This window comes from Sphingobacterium faecium (assembly GCF_003054045.1).
GTDB classification, from domain to species: Bacteria; Bacteroidota; Bacteroidia; order Sphingobacteriales; family Sphingobacteriaceae; genus Sphingobacterium; species Sphingobacterium faecium.
This window is the reverse complement of record NZ_QBKH01000003.1, coordinates 448982-468345: the sequence shown is the minus strand read 5'-3', so window position 1 is coordinate 468345 and position 19364 is coordinate 448982. Positions and strand designations below refer to the sequence as shown.

Sequence of the window (19364 nt, the reverse complement as noted above, 5' to 3'; positions counted from 1 at the left end):
AACTTCATTCTGGGGTACGCCCGCAAAACGTAACGCATCAATAAAGATCAAGATCTGTAACGCTAACATATCAATCGAAATCTTTTCATGTTTGTTATTTCAATCAAATCAATTGAACTTGTCTATAATATCAAACAATACGGAGATATGAGTACCAAGAAACAAATCGTTTTCCCTAGGCTAGCCAAACTTATGGAACAAATAGGCGAGAACATAAAGTTAGCAAGGAAGCGTCGTAAACTAACCACTATTCAACTTGCAGAACGGGCTGAAATTGCCGCTCAACGTTATATCTCATTGAAAAAAGTAGATACCAGTGTAGCATTTGGCGCCTATTTAAACGTGCTCCGAGTATTAGGTTTACAAGATGATGTATTGCAGTTAGCGGCAAACGATGATTTAGGAAGAAAATTGCAAGATCTCGAATTATTAAAGTAGACAATGGCGCAAAATAAATTTGGCATATTAAGTATAATTAAACCCTACAATAGAAAAAGATGGCCTTTCATTGAATATTGACATGAACAATAACGCGTTGGATTTTGATCTTGCTAAAAGTGTAGGTGAGTTTTTTAGACTTAACCAAAATCAAATGGATAGTATTATTGGAGAAATACTAGAAGGCGTAAGCCAGTGGGAAAATCTTGCAGATAAGATTGGAATATCAAGAGCAGAAAAAGAACTGATGAGCAGGGCATTTAAAACACATTTTTAAAATCTTAATAATCGCTCCATAAGTTTATCATTTGCTTATCCCAATCTGCATGATTACAAAAAACGCTCCCTAATAACGAGATCCGTGGAAGGTGTCTCGTTGTTCAGGAGCATTTTTGAACATCCGGAATGCTAACATTCCATCAGAATAAAGACATAAACTGCTCGATTATTTGTTGGATTTTCTATTTCCAACATGCCCAAGCAGTCTACTCGTCACAAAACTGACCACCGTCCCTACTGCAGCCATCAATACCGTTTGCAATAGATCGCCCAAGGAAAAACTTGCCCATATGGAACACAAAGTACCTCCAAGAGTTCCGATCCTAATGTCATTCCATTTCATCGGATATCTCCTTTTCTTTCTGCTGCACCATAGGCTCATCCGGCGGAGACTCCTCCGCTTCTTTTTTGTCCGGATCATCCAGCACCGTCTCCACTATACCAAGACCTAAAGCGATATATTTGATGATATGCAGTGCCTTGCCTGGCAATTTTACAGGTGCTAGCAGGATCACCTGCAAGACCTGACCGATTTTATTGATTATTTTTTTCATTTTGTTGTTAAGGTTAGATAGTTAGTAAGTTAGAGTGTTAGAATAGGTCACTTCGTCACTCGATAACTCTGTTACTCGGTTACTCCGTCAGTATACTAATCCCCAAAAGCTGCAGGCTTATCCAAAAGGCCTTGTATTACGACTGCGTAATTGCACCGAAAAAGAGGTGTTAAAAATGAATTTATGTCTGAGTGAAACGAGTTTAAATTCATTTAGCCTATTTAAGGTGGAATAGCATTAAGGAATGCAACCTTGATTTTTTTGATTACTTTTTTCATCAAGGGAAAAAGTAATTGCCTGTCACGGCATGAGTGACAACTCCGTCACTTCCATAACAACCTCCCCGCTCATCATAAGCTCCACCAGTAAGGGATACAACTTTTTGTAAGCCGTAACGGATTGCTCCAGGCGATAGTCTCCTTTTTCAAAGACATACTTTGTTCCCACGAGCAGGCAGCCCGCAGTATGCTTATGCGTATTACCGATGTGGATATAGACATATTTAAAACCCGGGATATCCTGGATCTCGATCATACCCCGGTGCATCTGAGGATAACGGTCATAGTAATTACCATTCATACCTCCATCTCGGTTGAAACCCAATGTATAGGTACCCAAAGGGATACAGGTACTCCCCGGGATTTTCTGCTCACGAGGGATATCCTCCAGACCATAGCAGATAAACTGATGGTTCAGATAGAATTCAGACAGGGTACTGTCCTTCCCCTGTTTGATACGGATAACTTTTAACAGCATACGATTTTTGTTTAGAAATTCATTAAAAACTCCCCAGATACAGACTGTGGGAGACCATCCGTTTATCCCGATCGTGCAGCATCAGATACAGGTGTACGGGTCTATCCCGTAAGACAGAAGGCAACTGCAACTTCATATAGGCATCTTTTCTGATCACCTGCTGCTCATTGACCGCTGCATTTCCGGCCTCGATATCATACACACACAGGATCACTTCATCGTCCCAGTTGCTATAGTCTGCGATAAATTGATCCGGTAATACCCACTTCACCGTCATAAAATCGCCCACACGTTCGGCTTGAGCATTCAGCAATGGAGCTAAGGTTCCTTCACTTATTTTTGCTTTGGCCGGATCGATCTTCATATCCGGATACTCTCCGGTGACCGCATTGCGTAAATGGTGCGACATCGCCCTGCCGAGCGCTGTTTTTCCTTTCTTACGAGTCGCAAAGCCAATCTGGATCAGCAGATTGAGCGGATTGAGGAAATACCGGACCAACTTAAATCCAAGCTGGGTCGATTTGGCCCGATTGGGCTGCTCCTGCGTTTTTTCTTTATTGGATATCATCAACATATTCGATTGGTTTATCATATCGAAAGCAGGAGAAGCTCGACGCTTCTCCCGATTCGACATGCTGTACAACAGTTTACACTAAGTCCACTTCTCCCAGGTAGGTACTTCTGGATACCTTGGTACCTTTTCGGTCAGCAAAGAAGATCCATACATGCCCCTTCGCTCCTAGCAAATGTGATGGCACCGTAATATCGATAGTCCCATTGGCACGTGTGGCCGGCGTAGGGGTCGTCACAAATTCATCTGCCTTGGGCTGATAAAGTAAGATGATCACCTGATCATCTGCCTTGGAATCATAGAGGCTGCTGAGTGAAAAATCCCAGTCTACCGACAGCACCCCAAGCGATGCCGATACGGCCATCGCACCGCCACCGATATAGGAGCCCGAACTGATCATGATCTTACTGTAGTCCAGTTCAAAATTTGGATAAGATCCGACCACTGCCTGACTGATATTCTGCTGCAGGGCCGCATTGGTCGGCGTCATCCGATTGGCATTGACCTGACCAAAACCCAGGCGCAAGATTGGGGCTATGGGCATCAAGAATTTTGACATCGCATAGAATCGTGCCTGCACGATAAGCTGCTCTTCTGTAGCTCCTTTTGTCCGCTTTTTGGGCAGCCCTTTGATGTAGTCGATACCCTTCCAGCTTGACCCTATCACGCTGCCGGCTTTACCTCGAAAACTCCCATTGGCACCTTGTCTAATTGTTCCCATTTTTCTAATTTTTAAAAGATTTGACCATACGTAAAGGCTTGATGCATACCGGTATATTCTGCTTTACGATGACAAACATAGCACCTGAACATAGGGCTTGTCAAGAGCCAAAATGATCTTGTCGGTGTATGTCGGCGTACCGGTAACATGTTGTCGGCCTTTGTCGGTTTAAAATATTATAGGCTCTAAAAATCCGGATGCTCAGACCGATGAAAACATGACCTCTTTCTAGCCAAGAGGCTACCAGCTCCGCAGCTCCTTTTAATCAAAGGCCTCTATACACCGTCTTTGCACCGCTCCTATACCGTTCCTGCACCGGGAAAAGGACGGTGCAGGGACTTTGCAGGGACGGTACAAGTATGGGATACCTTAAAACAAGGTTAAAAGCAGGTACGAACAAGGTTAAAAGCAAGTCACCCTACCCTCCTAATCTGTCTAAGGCAATTGCGCGGGCTGATAGCCCCGATAAGCGATAAAAAACTCGAGGACAGCCTGCTTTGAAAATTGATTTTTCTTCTTATGTTTAGCGATCGGACTGATCAGACCCTGCTGTACTTTGCGTTCAAAAGTGCGTTTGGAAATAGCAACAAAATCCGCAGCCTCCTGCGTGCTCATGGTGCCGGCGAGCTTGCTTCCTTCGTCCTGCTGCTGACCTTCAAGCAGCCTGAGCATGCGATCCACTTTGCTATGCAGATCGGGGTCTGATGAGGTGGGTTGTGTTGCGAAATAATACGATACTGCGTGAGCCATGGATGTTGCATTGGAGCCAAAGCAGTGGCCTGACTCCTGAGTGGAAGCCGTGTTTTGATAAAAAAACATATGTAGGTAAGATAAGGGCGACCTACCGCCGAGATCCTGACTGATATAGCACCATTAAGGCCTATTGATCAGCTCAATCGGTCTAGTTTATAATTGGAAATATAGGACTTTAACTCAACGGTACACAGGCATTCCAACCTCTATAACGCAGTTCAAATCTCGATTTCAAAAACTCCTCTATATATTTATTCTTTACTTTACTTCCTAATGTACAAATCTTTAACACTTCACTCTTCGTTAGGTTTGTACTTAATGCTTGTATAGTCTGGCTCTGAATCTTGACAAATTGGCCGTTTTTATAATCCATAAAACATACATGCATCATATTGATATAATGATTTTTATTAACTTTCACCAACCAGATTAAGAGACCAAGATTTTTCAATGTCTCTAAAATTTTAGGCGAGTCAATCCGGGTTCCGTCAGTCAAGATCACAACAGCATGCTTTGTGTGCGATTCAATAGCAAAAATATGGAATAATACCACAGCTCCCAGCTCATTAAAAGAAGGCATAAGTTTGGTTGGACTCTTTGCATATAAACTGGCGTACAGATTTTCGAGCAATACCTCATCAGGCAGATCATCGCGTTCACTTTGCCATTCCTCGATCGCTTCCTTAACGATCTCTTTAAGCGGAGGATGACCTAACATCTGTTCAGTTTTATCTTGCTGCACTTGATGATCAGTTACAAACTCGATTAGTGCCTTCTTGACCAGGCTCACTTGTTCTTCATTTCGATCATGCAACTTATTGTCCAGTACAGTTGTCAGCTTATCTTCGACCACTTGAGAAAATTTTTCAATAACAGTATCCATCTGAGCATACCGCTGCTCCTCGATTGGACGATCAATAACGTCAACAGCATAAGTTTTTTGCTCTTCACCTGCTGTTGGAGGATATTCATGCTGAAAATAAGTAATAAGCAAATTGCGCTTTCGATCTGTATCCAACCAGATCGAAAAAGCGATCATCATAACCAGATACAGCAAAAACCGGGATTTAGCATGCTCCCACAAGATCGCGTACATCTGCTCCCCTTCATACCAGATGTATTTAAATGCAATCAAAATGCATAGCCCGAGTCCTATTGGCAGCACATAAAACAGAACCCGAGCACTCCCCTTCTTCCAGACGATATCTTGCTTATCATCCTCATAAGTGAATAGCAGCTGGATAACAAGCGAAATAGCCGTTATAAAAACAATCACAAACATCGTAAGCAGAAAAAGAGATCCAAATCTATAAGAGAAAACCGATGAGTCTGTCCAGGTATAATTATAGGTAATCTTATTATACAGTAAGGGTAACAAAACAAACATCAGATAATAAAAATAATATGCCCTAAAATGTCCAGATAAGGCATTTATATTTAAAAAGCGATTTTCAAATAGGTGGATCATTCGTATGTAAAAAAGTAATAATTAATTAGGTTAAAATGCAAATTAACAATATTTCATTATAAAACAAAACTGCAGATTTGTCTAAAAACTCAAAAAACAAGCTTTAAAGAGGTATTTTGCCGGTACTTTTAAAGTTTAAAGATACTTTCTAGATACCCTTAAACTAGAAAAATCAGTTTAACGACTCTTCTTATTATGCCTTAGCCTATTACTGGCCACCATCTCTTTTCTCAAAAAGATAGATTTGCCAAATTTGGAATTCACCAATAAACAGTAAATCATGAACACGTTAAACTTTGACCAAGAGGGTGTCAATAGTATGCAAGCCATTGTTCTTGGGCGGTCACCTGAACTATTAGAGATTGAACTGACCGAAATCCGAAACGATTTTGATAGCTGGATCAATAAGTTTTTTAGCTTCACTACCACTCAACTCGTTCAGCTGCAATCGATGGATCTCATCTTTAAGCAAGAGTTAGCTTACGCCATCGCCAACAGTTATGCTGCGGGCGTCATGGTCGTTTTTAGTAAAGACGACAAAGAGGATGACGAAGTACCCGACAAGAAAAGTATCGTTGTGCATGGACTTGATAAGTGGCAAGCACCATTAGAAACCTCTTCAGCAACTATGATCGTGACGCCATTAATGATCCGCATCCACTACAGTTGATCCATTAAAATCCACAAATTTCCTTGAGGGCTGGTAGCGAGATCCCCAGCCCCTTGTATATTTCAAATACTCCTATATATAACCTTTAAATAAACCTCTATTATATAAACCTAAATAAAACTCAATGAAAAGAACCACGCCAAAATTTAGCTTAAATAAAACAGCTGTCTATAGAAATCGAGCTGATTACTCCAACTTACTAAACATATGATCTTAAATTATGGAAAGAATGCAAGATTTTTTCAGTAAATACCATCAGCTCAGCGCATCAGCAAAAAATTATATCAAAGAACATGGAAAGCTCCATTTTTATAAAAAAGGAAGTTACTACAAGATCGCTGGTATTCCGATGTCGACCTGGTGCTTTATAATTGATGGTGTAGTCGCCAAAGAAGTGCTCGAAGCAGACACATTCATTCGCATCGAACGCATCAATGGGAAGAACGAATATTTTACGGGTAGCAATCACCCCTATAGTGATCGGGCAACATCCGTCGCTATCAAATTTTTGCAACCCACTATATTATATGAGATCAGCAACAGCCATTTCAAACACGCACTCAAACAGTACCCTGAGCTGAGTACGATATTCCATATCCTGAAACAGCATAAGGTCAATAGACTGCAGGACATAGTACATATCCTAAAACTTCCCCCCTTACATCGCGTACATGAGCTTTCTCTCAAGATGCCTCATATTATGCCTTTACTTACCATCAAAGAACGTCGTTCTTTTTTAAACATTTCCTGTGATCGTGATTATTATAAATCTTTACGCTATCATCTTGGAAAGAGCTAAGATATATCGCATTGCTATTATCAGAGCTTACCGAAGGATTATATTTTTACGAAAAGCAAGTATCAAAAAAATAATAAGAGCTGTCGAAGATCAAAATCAATATGGTCTGACAAATACGAAAAAAATGCAATCTATAGCATTGCTATACGAAGCTAAAGAAGAAGGAATCTAATTTTACATCAAGCATCTTAAATAATATCATGTTTGCTGGATAAACGAATAAACTATGACCATGAAAAACATAAATATAAACAACTTAGGTATCAAAGTATACCGTCGCAAATTTGCGACATTCCCCGGTGGCCGGTGCAGGAAATAAAAGTCCACTTTAATATAAAAGCCTCCGATGCGCGGAAGCTTTTATGTGGCCAGCCTGTTATATACAGGTAGACCGATTTGAACCGATATGAATATACGAATTATTTATGTCTTATTTATGATAACTAAAAACTTGTCAATTATGGCTTGGTTTATTTTTACGGGAACAGACCCGTCACAATCTTCACATTATACATTGTCACCAGGAACAACTCCTCCATCGTGTCCAGGAGCACCAGAAGCATTATGTTCTATTCAGGATATGAATGATGGCTTTAACAATCCAAAGTTGGAAAGCGCTATTCAAGCAGAAATAGCAAACGCTTTGCAAAATGAGGTGAATACGACCAATGTGAGATTAAAGGCTCGTCCAACATCTAAATAATTGGACAACATATAAGCGGTAGCTAAACTCAGAAAGGGTATGGTCGAAAAGAACCATACCCTTATTGTATTTTAGACTAGTAATGCAACTCTTCTACAACCAAAACATTGATTTCAGCATCTTCTATAACACCTTTAACACCATAGGCTGCGAGCTGTACATTCATACCTTCGAGATCATTATAGTCCCCAATTTCAATTTCGATTTTCCTATCGTTCACCAGGTCAACAGCAGGAGGAAATTTTTCAGAAAGATCAAGAAACCCTGTGAGTACATTTGTTCCGACATAAGTTATTTTTTTTGCATCTGGATCTGCAGTATAAGGTACCACAGGACAAGGCTTCAGCACCAAACATTTTATTTTCCTTTTTTGCTGATAGATTTTGACGCCATAAAAACTAAGAAAATCTTGCATGATCACCAAGGCCTGCAACGAGTCCGGCCGCTCTGTAATATCGTAGCGTTCATAACAGATGGCATTTTCTTTCCACCAGCCTTCTTCATTTTTAAAATTATAGTACTTGGTAGAATCTTTCACCTTCCAATGAACTCTCTCGATTCTGGGCATGTATGATTCCTTTAATCTGGCCTTATATATCAATACTCGTAAAGTTTGCATGATGCCCGTATTATAGCATGAACTTTTATACAGGCCAGTGATACTATCGCGTTTGAATCGCCAGGATTCCGCCTCTACTCCTTCCTGATAACCTGAAAAAATAGTTCCCGCTTTTATTGTCTTCTGCTGCCCTGTCATCTGTGTGAGCACATCGCCTGTTGCATAGTCATCTTTAACCCGAACACTAATCGGCAGACCTGCATGTAAATTCAATATATTTTCTTCTGTTATGCCGTTACTATTGGTGATCGCGTGCACCTTACCTTTGTAGATCAAGATTTCATGTGGTGCTGCTTTATGTGGAAAGATACTTTTAAAATAGGTATCATCATAGACCACCGGTAAATTCACTTTATTTTCCTTGAGATATTCGTTCGTTGCAAATAACTTCTCGATAGTTGCTTTATCCTGCCAAGTAACGGTGATCACTTTGAATTTATCTGCATGCTTTTTTTCAAGCTGCTGTAATTTAGGCATGATCTGTATGCAAGTGCCACAAAACGTGTCAAAAAAATCAATGAGTACAACCTTGTCTTCTAAAGCCTTCCAGTCAAATGACTTGTCCGTTCCACGCATCAGCTTTACTGCCGGTGGTGGAATAAAAGTATCGCCAATCTTTAGCGCTTTGGAAAAATCAACCTGCTGTTCTTTTTGCGCATACAGGTGCGCATTAGCAAAAAGTAAACTAAGAAATACGAATAATAATGTGATGTTCTTCTTCATGATATAGTTGTTTTTTATCTATTATTTTGTGGAATATCTGCCAGTCTGATTACGGTCTCCGAAAGACGGTAAGCATATTTAGCACTATTGGGTGGTAGGGTATAAATTTGATCGCCCACCGTACGTATCAATGTTTTTTGAAATCTAGGATCGAGGTTCAATCTTTTTAAATCAGCCCATCTGCGTCCGCGGAAGACCAGTTCTTTACGTCTTTCATCCAAGATGATTTTCAGCAATCGATCAGCGTTATTTTCGGTTACAGGGATATATGCCACTTCTTTATTCCATCTGGTTTTGAGAAGCGTATTGATGGCTAGAAGAGCAATGTCAATCTTATTCGTCCTACATGCCGCTTCTGCTTTTATCAAATAAACTTCACTGTTCGTGATACCGTAGAACAGCGCTGCCCCTTTATCATAGCTGCCTTTGTAAAAATATGTCCCTGTAGGATTGGTATTGACTCGGTAAAAAATACCCTTTCGCAAGTCGTGCATAGCGTACGATCCGACCAATTCCGGATCCATCAAAGCAGTAGTAGCAGCCATCGGTGCAGCTGATGCTGGATTTGCAGAAAATAACACCTCCACATTGAATCGGGGCACAGGATAAGCATCAGTTGCTTTGAGCATATTATAGTCCATCAATTCCGCATGGAGTTGCAAGCAAGAGTCTGCATAAAGATAAGCCTGTTGAAAATCGCCCATATTCAAGAAAGCACGCGCTAGACCTGCATAGGCAGATGCTTTAAAAGGTCTACCGCGGATCGGCTCCACGACAGGTAGATAAATAGCAGCATTCTTAAAATCTGCTATAATCTGTTGATAAGTTTCTTTTAAAGAAGATCGTACCGACTTATCGTCAATTCCAGCATCTAAACGAAGCGGAATCCCAAGCTCTGCCTGAGCAGTTGCCTCTACATAGGCACTACAATGCAACTCTGTCAATAATTGAAAGGCAAATGCACGATAGAACAATGCTGCCCCGAAATTGCGTTTATATGCATCACTGTTTTGGTCCTTTGTAAGTTTTCCAAGAATTTCGAGCACCTGATTAGAGATAAATATCGTCCGATACGGTCTTTGCCACTGTAGCGCATCGACATAGGGCTCATCAGCCCATACATAGCTATTTCTTTGGTCCAGATTGACCAATGCATTCCATCTTTCGGCAGTCAGGTAATAATCATCGGTACCTATCTCTCCATAAGTGGGGTAGCCACCATTTAAAGTGGTATAATCATTCATTAATAAGGTCGCATCTTCCAATGTTTTCGGGATGACCATTTTTATATCAGGCTTTTCATCCAGATATTTGTTGCAGGAGCTCAAGGATAGCACGATAAGCACTAATCCTAGTATAGATAAGTTTTTCATCAGGTAAGCAATTAAAGATTAAAATTTAAGCCAAGTGAACACATCAATGGATCGGGATACCAACTTCCAAATTCAGGATCTATACCTTTTTTATTTGCCCGCCATATCGTACCTACGTTCTGTATATAACTATAGATGCGAAAGCTTTTAAAACCATATTTTGACATTGCTGGCAGCTCCAAACTGCATTGGATATCCCGCAGCTTGATCTGGCCTGCATTTTCAACCAATGCGGCAGAACTCACGTACATCCTACTGCCATTTGCATTATTAGGATAGGTAAAAGCAGGTACATCGGTCACCAACTCATCACCCGGTTTCTGCCACCGCAATTGATAATCCGGATGACCAGATCCATAGTTCAGAAACGCATCATTGCTAAATGTTGGCCTGATGAATTTGTGCCCTAACTGATAAGCTATATTCCATGATAATTCAACTTGTTTAAATCGAATACTATTTCTAAAAGAGCCAAAATACAGTGGTACCTGAGAACCATGGTTCTCTAATGTTGTCACTTTTGCACCTGCAATAGCGACATAGTCTTTTGAGATTTCACCATCCAAATAACCACGTGGTGTACCATCTTCTGGGTCTAGTCCTGCCCACTTATAGGTCAATAAACTGTACAGGTCCATTCCCGTTATGGGTGTTCTTTGAAAACTGAATGATCGGCTTACATTATTCTGGGCGACATCAGATCTTAAGAAAGCCTTGGTTACTTTGGTGCGGTTATAGGAAAAAACCAGGTTACTATTCCATTCCCAAAAACCTGTCTGTAACGGTTTTCCGCGCAACCCGATATCCCATCCTTTTCCATGAAGATTTGCGGCATTGACCGTCAGTGAGGTGAATCCTGTACTAGGGTCTATCTCTGTAGGAGCGATTAAGTCTTTAGACCTTTTATCATAATACTCCATACTTCCTCCAAAGCGATTTCCTTTAAAGGAGAAATCCATTCCTAGATTCAGTGTAGCCACACGTTCCCATCTTAGAGTCGGATTGGGCGGGTTGGTCATCATCGCAAAATTTTGTCCCGTCACACTATTTGCATAAGACTGGATACTCATAGTCGGATACGCAGATACGGTATTATTGACATTACCACTATAGCCATATGTCGTCCTCAATTTTAAATAATCAAGGATACTAGCTTTAGCAAAAGATTCTTTGGATATCACCCAAGCGCCACCAATAGACCAGAATGGCTGACCACGATCATTGGTTTTGACTCCGAACAAGTTTGAGGCATCTTTTCTAAAACTTGCACTCACTATATATCTTTCCTTAAAAGTGTAAGCTCCATTACCATAATAGGAAACAAAACGGTTAAGTTGCTTTTCGAATCCATTGAGATCAGGCAAATAATTGGTTCCCCATAATCCGTTTAAGTAAGGTACCTCTTTACCAAATTGCACCGATTGAAAAGAACCTGTTTCAGCATCATAGCCAAAGTATTGGGATACACGCAGATCTCTGCCCAATTCTCTCCTATCATACCCCGCCAGTAAACTTAAATCATGATGTGTGTTCCACTTTTTTGAATATTCAGCAGTTCCGCGAAGCTGATGCGTATAACTATTCCAAGTGGATTCCAATAACTGATCACCAACTGGCAATCCCCAGCGCACCTGTTTATCATCCCAACTCGCAAATTGATTGATATCCATCCTTTGGCTATATGTTCCAATACCCCTCCATTCTGACACCGGACCGATATTTCGCTGATAAGCATACAATCCATGCAGTTTTAAACCAAATGGCAATACATACGTTCCAGAAAAATTGACCAATAAATCCCGATTCAACTGTAAACGCTTCGAATCATCAAGTTCTTTTAGCGGATTATAACTCCAATCCAGGAGTCTACCCGCCCCTACTGTATCTCTAAAAGCTTGACTAAACACCGCAATATCAACAGCAAGTGGATTGCCAGCTGCATCCGCCAGCTCCATATAAGGAAAATTAGATATCCCCTTACCAAGCGCGTTATAGGCAACAGGGATCTGGCTATCTGTTGCTTTTGATTCTGTATAGGTGATCCCTAAATTAAGCAATAGCTTATCTGTGGCTTTAATTTGGGTATTCGTATTTAAATTTAAACGTCGGAAACCCGAAGTCACCAGTTCATTTCTGTTTTGGTCAACACCCAGCCCAATCGAGGTATTGACCCGATCTCCTCCAGAATTTAATCGTACATTATATTGCTGGTTGACAGCTTTACGATAGATATATTTTTTAAAATCATCTCTGATATCAATCTTTTTCAATCGATTTAATTCATCATTCAATTGCGTCGCTGTCATGTTGCCATCCTTTTCCTGTTTCATTAATTTGATAACAGGTTCCAGATTAGTACCCCAATCGTCAAAATATGCATCGTACCTCCCCTTATCAAAAAAATACTGCATCAGATCAATATAATCTGAGGTAGCCATCTGTGGAATAGCATACAGGTCAGGTCTATCTTTTATCGTGATATTGGTATTGACATCTATATTCGTTTTTTCATTGAATTTCCCCTTTTTTGTTGTGATCACGATCACACCATTTCCGGCCTTTGCTCCCCAGATCGAAGCCGCTGCCGCATCTTTTAAAACAGTTACATTTTCAATATCATTTGGGTTGATATTATTGAACGTACCAAATCCACCATCTGCAAATTTATTTTCATAGGGCACACCATCAATAACCAGTAAAGGCCATCTATCGGAGTTTAGCGTACTTTCACCTCTTATATTAATATTCAGTAATGATCCCTTATTATTGGGGAAAACTTTGGAAGATGATATCCCCGGCACTACGTCTTCTAGCCTACTTACAAAGTCTGTCGAGACCTTACGATTGAAGAGTTTATTGTCGACAAACTCGAAACTCCCTGTTGCACGCTCTTTCGGGATTTTCTGGTATCCGGTTGATACCACCTCCACTTCTTCGAGTTTGTAATCTTCAGGTATCAATTTCACTACTAACGATACTCCTGAGGTATAATTGATTTCTTGGCTTTTGTAACCTATGTAGGAGAATTTGATCTTGCCTCTTTGATTTCTTACTGTCAATTCAAAAGTTCCATTCTTAGATGTTGTAATCTGTAGGTTTTCGTTTTCGATATAGATAGATACACCCTGCATGGGTGTGCCCTCAGCAGCGGATATGACCTGTCCTTCGAGTTTATATTTTCTTTGCCCGTTCACCCCGCTGTCCTTGCGGGGTGTCTGAGCTGATAAACATAAATTATAAAACACTGCAATAACCATGATGCATGGTATCGCAATTACTTTAAGTGCCTTTAATAAGCAGAAGATCAGATTAAAGGCATGTAACATTGGAGCAAGCAAATAGCAAAGTACTACTTGGTTCCAAGATGCTTTTAGCGATGAAACCATAGGTTGATGATCCTCTTGTTGAGAAGAACCCTTCCTGAGGTTTCCAATTTTTAGTATAGAACTTTTCAATGTGTTTATTTTTTGGTTTGTTTTAGATGGAAGACCAAAAAATAACGCTCGAATTAGGACAGTATTTACCCTTCGGGATAGCACATAGCTCTCCCTATTGCAAGTTTTTTGCATTTTTTTTAGATTACATTGAAGGTAAAGCGAGTGCTAGAACTCACGCAATAAGCTCCCTGCTCAACCATTCAATAGTTAAAAAATAAGATTTGAAAAATGCAATTATACTGTTATCATCAAGGTTATATTTGGTCTTCGTGATTGCACTTTGAATGGATAGTCATCATAGTGACTTTACTCAGCCAATTCAAGGTGGGAACTTGAGTATCCTTACAGTTTTTTGATACATCTTTATTTTCTAATTATCTCAAATACAAGTGAATATATCTTATGTAATATGCAGTTGCATATTTTCTATGCACAAATACTTAAATTACAATCTTTTTGGAGCATCAAATTAAGGATTCAAGATTAAATGATATATCGTTATACAGGGGGTGGTTTTATAAAACAGAAAAAGTCTATCCAACTCAAATTGAATTGGACAGACATAAAGTCACCTTTTAAAACAGAGGTGTCTTTTATCTCAATTCTGAGCACTGAAGAACCGTCTCGAGAATTAAAGAGATACTTATTAAAAAGTGTAAAATTATTATTGTTCATATTTCCCTCTATTTCTGTTGTTCTTCAGGCATCAGAATAAGGAATTATACAGCATTTATAATTGTTGATTCAAATATAGTAAATAAAAACTATGTACTCAAATAACACTACAAAATATTTTACTTTTTTTTTGTCTTTTGAGAATGGAGCTTGATAAAATAAAATTCTCTAAAAATTTTGGCATACACCTTAAAGCTATTAGAGAAGGGAATAAATTTAGAAAAGGGAAAAGAATCAGCTTACGTAGACTTGACCAGATGTCTGGTGTCGACCACAGCCATATTCACAAAATAGAAAAAGGAGAATCATCTCCTTCTTTATTAACCTTAAAATCTTTAGCCTTAGCCTTGGATATTAGTTTATCCGAATTAGTAAACTTCGAAGATTAGTTATTTAAAACTTTGTATCCTATCGGTACAGAGTCGATGTGTTACCTCAATCATCTCCCCTAGACGAGAACTTATTTCTTTAAGGTCTTCTATATCAACCTCGAAATCGATTTTATATTTACCACTGATGTATGCTCTGTTTAGTAAATCGAAAAGCCTTCTCTCATTACCTTCTTGAACATCGGGGAATATAGCATTCAATTCTTCCGATATACTGCTAACCGAACGACGATATTTATAAAGATTATGAAGCTTGGGTTTAATACCTATAAATACTAATTGCAATGTACTATAAATAGACTCGACAGTTTGGAACAAAAACCAAGCATTTAAACCAGCTCTCGATTTCCCCTGTAGCATTAATTCATAATCAAAATGAAAATGTGCAAAAAATGTCTCAGCATTACCCATCCAAAAATCGTAATACTCAGTAATATTCTTTCGAATCTGGTCAATAGAAAGCGGTTTTGGTGTGCATAATTGACTCTTCCCATTATCATACAGCATCACTCCTTCAAAATAAACTGGCACAAAGAAGAAGTTACCCGTTACCAACTCCTGATTTAGGTATTTGATATCATACATAAAGAAATTGATATCCGGACGTGCAGAAATGCGCTTTTCTAATTCATTAGCGAGTTCATACTCCTTGATATTTGTCTTGTTAGTAACGACAATAATATCATAGTCACTGATGTAAAAGTACCTGATGCCATTTTTGATGTACACCTGATCCTTGAACTCTCCCCTAGCGTAGCTACCATACAAGATAATCATATCAGGATCCACGAACTCAGTGATGATCGCTTTGATGGACTGTACCTCTTTTATTTTATGCTCCGGAAGTGTTACTGGTAATTGGGAATTCATAGTTTAAAGATACGAATAAGTAACTCGAAAAGGCAAATAATAGAGATAAGGAAAACTTTTTTTTAATATCTAATCCGCTTTATACTTTTAAAAGGTTTTATCACTTATTGAGTGACTTAGTTAGATTTAATAATTAGATAGTTCCCAAATGACAATGTAAGAAAATACTAAATATATTTTGCGGGTAAACTTCCCAATTTACTTTCAAGTTGTCCAAAAATTGTATCAGAATAGACAGATTTTTCTCCTTCAATTATTTCTACAAACATTACCCTATGTAGATCGTTATTTCTGACAGGTATCGGTGATGCCTTATTTCCAGAGATTATAAGGAGCTGATATGATATTGGGTTAGTAAGTTTAATTTTCTTCTTTAATTGAGGACAGATGCCATTTGGCTCATTTGTTTTTACAGGTATCACTACATTACGAAAAGTACCCATAGCATGTTTAGATTCTTTTATTCTATTTGATTTATAAACTACTCCATCTACTTTTTGAACAGAAACCACCCATTGCAATAGTAATTGAGGAATTATATACTCAGGCTTAAATACTTCATTAGGTTTTTTTACCATTAAAGAACAAGCTGCTAAAAGTGGCCAATAACAAAGATATGGAAGGAGTAGATTAAATAATTTTCCTTCATGATTTTTTTTCGGAAAACATTTTTTTTTCACTTCATTTGGAAAAGTATCGAAAAATAAAAATTTCAGTTTTGATTGAGAAAGATCAAACCTAGAAGCATAAAATGTATTTAAATCAGGTCTTCCGAGTTCTTCCCAACAGACAAATATAGAATCACCAAGATATAGACATGGGAATCCTGGAATACTATATCGTTGAGTGGATACTTTTTCTCTAATTTCGAATGGAATGTGAAATAATTGACCAATATCTAATGTTTTACTGTCAGAGATTCTCAAACGGTAAAAAGTAGGATTAAAAGTATCTAAATCCATCTTTTGTATTGGTAAATAATCATTAATATCCAATAAGTTTAGTGCTCTCGATAAGATATCAAACGCAATGGAGGGGGAACCTTGTAAGTAAGAGGTAAGACTTTCCTTAATGAGAGTGATTTGGTTTTCGATAAATGGTATTAGAGTTTTTAACTGGATTTGTAAATCACCCCCAAATTTTTTAATCTCGTTTAAATAATCATTATAGGTATTTTCTAAAAATATATCTACACTATTTTCATCTCTCTTTTTGGGAAGATTAAAAACAATATTATTAAAAATATCTGCATTAGTCTGTGTCATATTTTTCTATATGTTCATGAATTTTAATGAATATTTGATAGTCATCATTAAAGTCCTTTTCAAGGATTTCATTTGTAAAAACGCCACTAGATTCAGAATGGTCAAATTGAATTGCTCTAATAATCCAAGCTAATTGAGCATCCGAAATTTGCTTTTTTAAATTAATACTATTTCCTACTCCCATCAACATACTTCTTAATTTAACAGATAGTGTGTTTCTATCAATATTTCTTTGTTTTAAATAACTAGCTATAGATTTCCAACAATTTCCAGAAATAAGTTTTACCAATTCTTCAATACCTGTATAATCACTATTTTCATCAACAATTTCTTTCAAAAGAGTTAATGGTTGTGATGATTTTAATATTTCATCAGAACGCTTATACATAAGCCTTCTTACTTTTTCAGGAGCTCTCAAGACAATAAAAAGAAGCCCGATATCAAAACCTGTCTTATCTATAGCGGCAAACTCATCATCTTCTAATTCACCTAATCCATTATAAACATCAACTTCACTTACTGTTAATCCAAGATCTTGAGCCATGAATTCAATTACAACATGATTTTTTGATGATAACCAAATTAAAAAACAATCATATCGCTGTTGAAGAGGTATAGATAAATCTAATAATTTTAATTTATCATTCATTACTACCTCCTTTTTGAGAGGTTAACCATATTAGTTGCTCATCTCGGAAAGCAACAGCATCTTTTAACTTATAATCAAACTCTTCACATAATAATAGTAAAATACAATCTGATATAGCCCAGGACAATAATAGAGAAATAGTATTATCATCACTATTTCCATTAATTAAATTTTTATGAATAGGACTTTCTTCATTTATAATAATTGCTAATTCTCTTGATTGTTTTCTAAAATGATAAATCCAAGGCTTATTTCTTTCGTTTTCGCCTAATTTATCTATAATGGGATTTACTATTATAAACCACTCTCCTGTAGTAAGTATAACCGCATTCTCTGGAACTTCCAGTTTTTCCGTGCTCCCTGAAATAATATTAGAGAGAACTTTTTTAATAGCTTTTTTATTCTTTTGTACTTTTTTGATTGTTTCTTTTACCTTTTCATGATCTCCTGATTTAAACTCTTCAGATGCCTGCATAATAGTCGCAATTGAACTCTCTAAAATTTCAGCAACTTTTATCCAACTCTTTTTTGAATAGTCAAAACCAACTTTATGAAATGAAGGGACACACATATCTAAATGTATTTCTCCATAAGTTCTACCAAATTTTGGGTGTGGATTTTTAGGCATTAATCCTCCCAATCGACTAGGTAGTTGATGAAATCTTTCTATTACTTGGTTATTTTTGAATAAATGTAATCCCCATTTTCCAAGACCCGAAGAACTTGTTTTCATTAAACCAAGCCAGCCTTTAATTTGAACAGGATTTCCAGTTGTTTCATCATCTATAAATAAATTAAGTTCATCTAAATTAATAATACTTTCAGAATAAACTGGAACATCAATCTTTTTACAATCGTATTCATGTCCACTTATTTTATCTATAACTTGAATGTGAACATTTTCTACAGATATTTCGGGACTAAATATTTCTTGAAGAGAATCTCTTACAGCAATAGCTGTTAATGGACGATGGCTTAAGTCTTCAATTAAAATTGATGTGCCTGATTTCCAATCACCTAAGGGACTATCGAAAAGATTAGGCAAAGATTCACCATTTATATTTTTTCTATAGTTATTAGTTATTCCATCAGAATCAAGCTCACGTGTATTTAAAATAAATGTATTTTCAATACCTTCTTCTAATTTCGAACGAGTATGAAAAGTGATTTTCCATCCTAAGCTTAAGCAAGCAACTTTCATTCCCATTCCAAACATTCCTTTTCTTACCCGGAGTGATGTCCGCAAATTTTCATTTGCGACTGATACTTGTATGGCATTTTGGAGCTCGTCTGATTTCATTCCGAAGCCATTATCCTTTACTTCTATCGAATTTTTAGAAATAATGATTTGAATCAGGGGTTTTATATTATCATCTTCGATTCGCCAGTCAAGTGAGTTTGCTACTAATTCAGCAAGTGCCTGAGTTGGCTCCATACCCATTGCTCCTAAACCTTTAGGAGTCCAAAAGCGATTGCCAACATTAAGGTCTATTTGAAACTTTGTCATATAATTGAAAATCAATCAGGTCATTGTCAATATTACTTAAAAAATCTGAATAGTAGCCCGCAATTATCAGACATTCTAAACAATCAAATAAGTTATAACTAATTAAACTAGTAAACTATCTTCTATTTTTGTAAAAACAGAAAAT

At 37.8% G+C, this 19364-nt stretch carries 20 protein-coding genes; 6 read left to right on the top strand and 14 right to left on the bottom strand.

Annotation, left to right across the window (positions count from 1 at the left end):
* Positions 1 to 147 precede the first annotated feature (147 nt).
* Together C8N37_RS10180 and C8N37_RS10175 are read left to right on the top strand one after the other, a co-directional pair.
* Positions 148 to 438 (top strand): helix-turn-helix domain-containing protein, encoded by a 291-nt coding sequence (locus C8N37_RS10180; protein ID WP_108159060.1) that lies wholly within the window; start codon positions 148 to 150, stop codon positions 436 to 438.
* Between the two features lie 82 nt (positions 439 to 520).
* Entirely contained in the window at positions 521 to 715 is a 195-nt protein-coding gene (locus C8N37_RS10175) for a hypothetical protein (protein ID WP_108158809.1), read from the top strand.
* Between the two features lie 168 nt (positions 716 to 883).
* On the opposite strand, the gene C8N37_RS22790 is transcribed toward C8N37_RS10175, so the two are convergent.
* From C8N37_RS22790 to C8N37_RS10145, 7 genes are all read right to left on the bottom strand, one after another.
* The gene (locus C8N37_RS22790; protein WP_170114508.1) at positions 884 to 1060 is read right to left on the bottom strand and encodes a hypothetical protein; all 177 of its coding nucleotides are present in this window, start codon (positions 1058 to 1060) and stop codon (positions 884 to 886) included.
* On the bottom strand, positions 1047 to 1271 hold the full coding sequence (locus tag C8N37_RS10170) for a hypothetical protein (protein WP_108158808.1): 225 nt from the start codon (positions 1269 to 1271) through the stop codon (positions 1047 to 1049). The genes C8N37_RS22790 and C8N37_RS10170 overlap by 14 nt, the downstream gene beginning before the upstream one ends.
* Before the next feature lie 300 nt (positions 1272 to 1571).
* Entirely contained in the window at positions 1572 to 2027 is a 456-nt protein-coding gene (locus tag C8N37_RS10165; RefSeq protein WP_244914388.1) for a DUF5675 family protein, read from the bottom strand.
* Positions 2028 to 2049: 22 nt separating this feature from the next.
* Positions 2050 to 2595 carry a DUF6266 family protein gene (locus C8N37_RS22665; protein WP_244914404.1) on the bottom strand — a complete coding sequence of 182 codons (546 nt, stop codon included), beginning with the start codon at positions 2593 to 2595 and terminating at the stop codon, positions 2050 to 2052.
* Positions 2596 to 2674: 79 nt separating this feature from the next.
* The gene (locus C8N37_RS10155; protein WP_108158806.1) at positions 2675 to 3319 is read right to left on the bottom strand and encodes a DUF6266 family protein; all 645 of its coding nucleotides are present in this window, start codon (positions 3317 to 3319) and stop codon (positions 2675 to 2677) included.
* A gap of 435 nt (positions 3320 to 3754) precedes the next feature.
* Entirely contained in the window at positions 3755 to 4138 is a 384-nt protein-coding gene (locus tag C8N37_RS10150) for a helix-turn-helix domain-containing protein (RefSeq protein ID WP_146171051.1), read from the bottom strand.
* A gap of 109 nt (positions 4139 to 4247) precedes the next feature.
* On the bottom strand, positions 4248 to 5540 hold the full coding sequence (locus C8N37_RS10145; protein ID WP_108158804.1) for a hypothetical protein: 1293 nt from the start codon (positions 5538 to 5540) through the stop codon (positions 4248 to 4250).
* Between the two features lie 280 nt (positions 5541 to 5820).
* Here C8N37_RS10145 and C8N37_RS10140 point away from each other — a divergent pair, with 280 nt between their 5' ends.
* The 3 genes from C8N37_RS10140 to C8N37_RS10125 all read left to right on the top strand — a co-directional run bounded on the left by C8N37_RS10140 (position 5821) and on the right by C8N37_RS10125 (position 7712).
* Complete coding sequence (locus tag C8N37_RS10140; RefSeq protein WP_108158803.1) at positions 5821 to 6210, top strand: hypothetical protein; 390 nt, start codon at positions 5821 to 5823, stop codon at positions 6208 to 6210.
* Between the two features lie 220 nt (positions 6211 to 6430).
* Positions 6431 to 7009, top strand: coding sequence for a cyclic nucleotide-binding domain-containing protein (locus C8N37_RS10135; protein WP_108158802.1), 579 nt, complete (start codon positions 6431 to 6433; stop codon positions 7007 to 7009).
* A 460-nt stretch (positions 7010 to 7469) separates the two neighbouring features.
* Positions 7470 to 7712 (top strand): hypothetical protein, encoded by a 243-nt coding sequence (locus tag C8N37_RS10125; RefSeq protein WP_094772373.1) that lies wholly within the window; start codon positions 7470 to 7472, stop codon positions 7710 to 7712.
* Positions 7713 to 7788: 76 nt separating this feature from the next.
* Here the strand turns inward: C8N37_RS10125 and C8N37_RS10120 are convergent, their stop codons facing one another.
* From C8N37_RS10120 to C8N37_RS10110, 3 genes are read right to left on the bottom strand one after another with little or no spacing between them, the layout of a single operon-like run.
* Positions 7789 to 9054, bottom strand: a complete 1266-nt coding sequence (locus C8N37_RS10120) for a TlpA family protein disulfide reductase (RefSeq protein ID WP_108158800.1) — start codon at positions 9052 to 9054, stop codon at positions 7789 to 7791.
* Positions 9055 to 9068: 14 nt separating this feature from the next.
* Positions 9069 to 10427, bottom strand: a complete 1359-nt coding sequence (locus C8N37_RS10115; protein WP_108158799.1) for a RagB/SusD family nutrient uptake outer membrane protein — start codon at positions 10425 to 10427, stop codon at positions 9069 to 9071.
* A gap of 11 nt (positions 10428 to 10438) precedes the next feature.
* Positions 10439 to 13996: a SusC/RagA family TonB-linked outer membrane protein gene (locus C8N37_RS10110; RefSeq protein ID WP_108158798.1), complete on the bottom strand. Its 3558-nt coding sequence runs from the start codon at positions 13994 to 13996 to the stop codon at positions 10439 to 10441.
* A 686-nt stretch (positions 13997 to 14682) separates the two neighbouring features.
* Between C8N37_RS10110 and C8N37_RS10100 the strand changes: the two genes are divergently transcribed.
* Positions 14683 to 14928, top strand: a complete 246-nt coding sequence (locus tag C8N37_RS10100; RefSeq protein ID WP_108158796.1) for a helix-turn-helix domain-containing protein — start codon at positions 14683 to 14685, stop codon at positions 14926 to 14928.
* Here the strand turns inward: C8N37_RS10100 and C8N37_RS10095 are convergent, their stop codons facing one another.
* The 4 genes from C8N37_RS10095 to C8N37_RS10080 form a co-directional block, all read right to left on the bottom strand.
* Positions 14929 to 15798, bottom strand: coding sequence for a nucleotidyltransferase domain-containing protein (locus C8N37_RS10095; protein WP_108158795.1), 870 nt, complete (start codon positions 15796 to 15798; stop codon positions 14929 to 14931).
* Positions 15799 to 15965: 167 nt separating this feature from the next.
* Positions 15966 to 17063, bottom strand: coding sequence for a hypothetical protein (locus C8N37_RS10090; protein WP_108158794.1), 1098 nt, complete (start codon positions 17061 to 17063; stop codon positions 15966 to 15968).
* Entirely contained in the window at positions 17050 to 17712 is a 663-nt protein-coding gene (locus C8N37_RS10085; protein ID WP_108158793.1) for a hypothetical protein, read from the bottom strand. Before C8N37_RS10085 ends, C8N37_RS10090 begins: the two co-directional genes overlap by 14 nt.
* A complete protein-coding gene (locus C8N37_RS10080) occupies positions 17705 to 19219 on the bottom strand; it encodes an ATP-binding protein (RefSeq protein ID WP_108158792.1) in 1515 nt (504 codons plus the stop codon). The genes C8N37_RS10085 and C8N37_RS10080 overlap by 8 nt, the downstream gene beginning before the upstream one ends.
* Between the last annotated feature and the right edge of the window lie 145 nt (positions 19220 to 19364).

Excerpts from the sequence above, each read along its gene's own strand:
- C8N37_RS22790 (WP_170114508.1), bottom strand. The coding sequence starts at position 1,060 with ATGAAATGGAATGACATTAGGATCGGAACTCTTGGAGGTACTTTGTGT.
- C8N37_RS10150 (WP_146171051.1), bottom strand. The coding sequence starts at position 4,138 with ATGTTTTTTTATCAAAACACGGCTTCCACTCAGGAGTCAGGCCACTGC.
- C8N37_RS10110 (WP_108158798.1), bottom strand. The coding sequence starts at position 13,996 with ATGCAAAAAACTTGCAATAGGGAGAGCTATGTGCTATCCCGAAGGGTA.
- C8N37_RS10165 (WP_244914388.1), bottom strand. The coding sequence starts at position 2,027 with ATGCTGTTAAAAGTTATCCGTATCAAACAGGGGAAGGACAGTACCCTG.
- C8N37_RS10140 (WP_108158803.1), top strand. The coding sequence starts at position 5,821 with ATGAACACGTTAAACTTTGACCAAGAGGGTGTCAATAGTATGCAAGCC.
- C8N37_RS10115 (WP_108158799.1), bottom strand. The coding sequence starts at position 10,427 with ATGAAAAACTTATCTATACTAGGATTAGTGCTTATCGTGCTATCCTTG.
- C8N37_RS10170 (WP_108158808.1), bottom strand. The coding sequence starts at position 1,271 with ATGAAAAAAATAATCAATAAAATCGGTCAGGTCTTGCAGGTGATCCTG.
- C8N37_RS10135 (WP_108158802.1), top strand. The coding sequence starts at position 6,431 with ATGGAAAGAATGCAAGATTTTTTCAGTAAATACCATCAGCTCAGCGCA.
- C8N37_RS10085 (WP_108158793.1), bottom strand. The coding sequence starts at position 17,712 with ATGAATGATAAATTAAAATTATTAGATTTATCTATACCTCTTCAACAG.
- C8N37_RS10145 (WP_108158804.1), bottom strand. The coding sequence starts at position 5,540 with ATGATCCACCTATTTGAAAATCGCTTTTTAAATATAAATGCCTTATCT.
- C8N37_RS10080 (WP_108158792.1), bottom strand. The coding sequence starts at position 19,219 with ATGACAAAGTTTCAAATAGACCTTAATGTTGGCAATCGCTTTTGGACT.
- C8N37_RS10155 (WP_108158806.1), bottom strand. The coding sequence starts at position 3,319 with ATGGGAACAATTAGACAAGGTGCCAATGGGAGTTTTCGAGGTAAAGCC.
- C8N37_RS10095 (WP_108158795.1), bottom strand. The coding sequence starts at position 15,798 with ATGAATTCCCAATTACCAGTAACACTTCCGGAGCATAAAATAAAAGAG.
- C8N37_RS10180 (WP_108159060.1), top strand. The coding sequence starts at position 148 with ATGAGTACCAAGAAACAAATCGTTTTCCCTAGGCTAGCCAAACTTATG.
- C8N37_RS10175 (WP_108158809.1), top strand. The coding sequence starts at position 521 with ATGAACAATAACGCGTTGGATTTTGATCTTGCTAAAAGTGTAGGTGAG.
- C8N37_RS10120 (WP_108158800.1), bottom strand. The coding sequence starts at position 9,054 with ATGAAGAAGAACATCACATTATTATTCGTATTTCTTAGTTTACTTTTT.
- C8N37_RS22665 (WP_244914404.1), bottom strand. The coding sequence starts at position 2,595 with ATGATATCCAATAAAGAAAAAACGCAGGAGCAGCCCAATCGGGCCAAA.
- C8N37_RS10125 (WP_094772373.1), top strand. The coding sequence starts at position 7,470 with ATGGCTTGGTTTATTTTTACGGGAACAGACCCGTCACAATCTTCACAT.
- C8N37_RS10100 (WP_108158796.1), top strand. The coding sequence starts at position 14,683 with ATGGAGCTTGATAAAATAAAATTCTCTAAAAATTTTGGCATACACCTT.
- C8N37_RS10090 (WP_108158794.1), bottom strand. The coding sequence starts at position 17,063 with ATGACACAGACTAATGCAGATATTTTTAATAATATTGTTTTTAATCTT.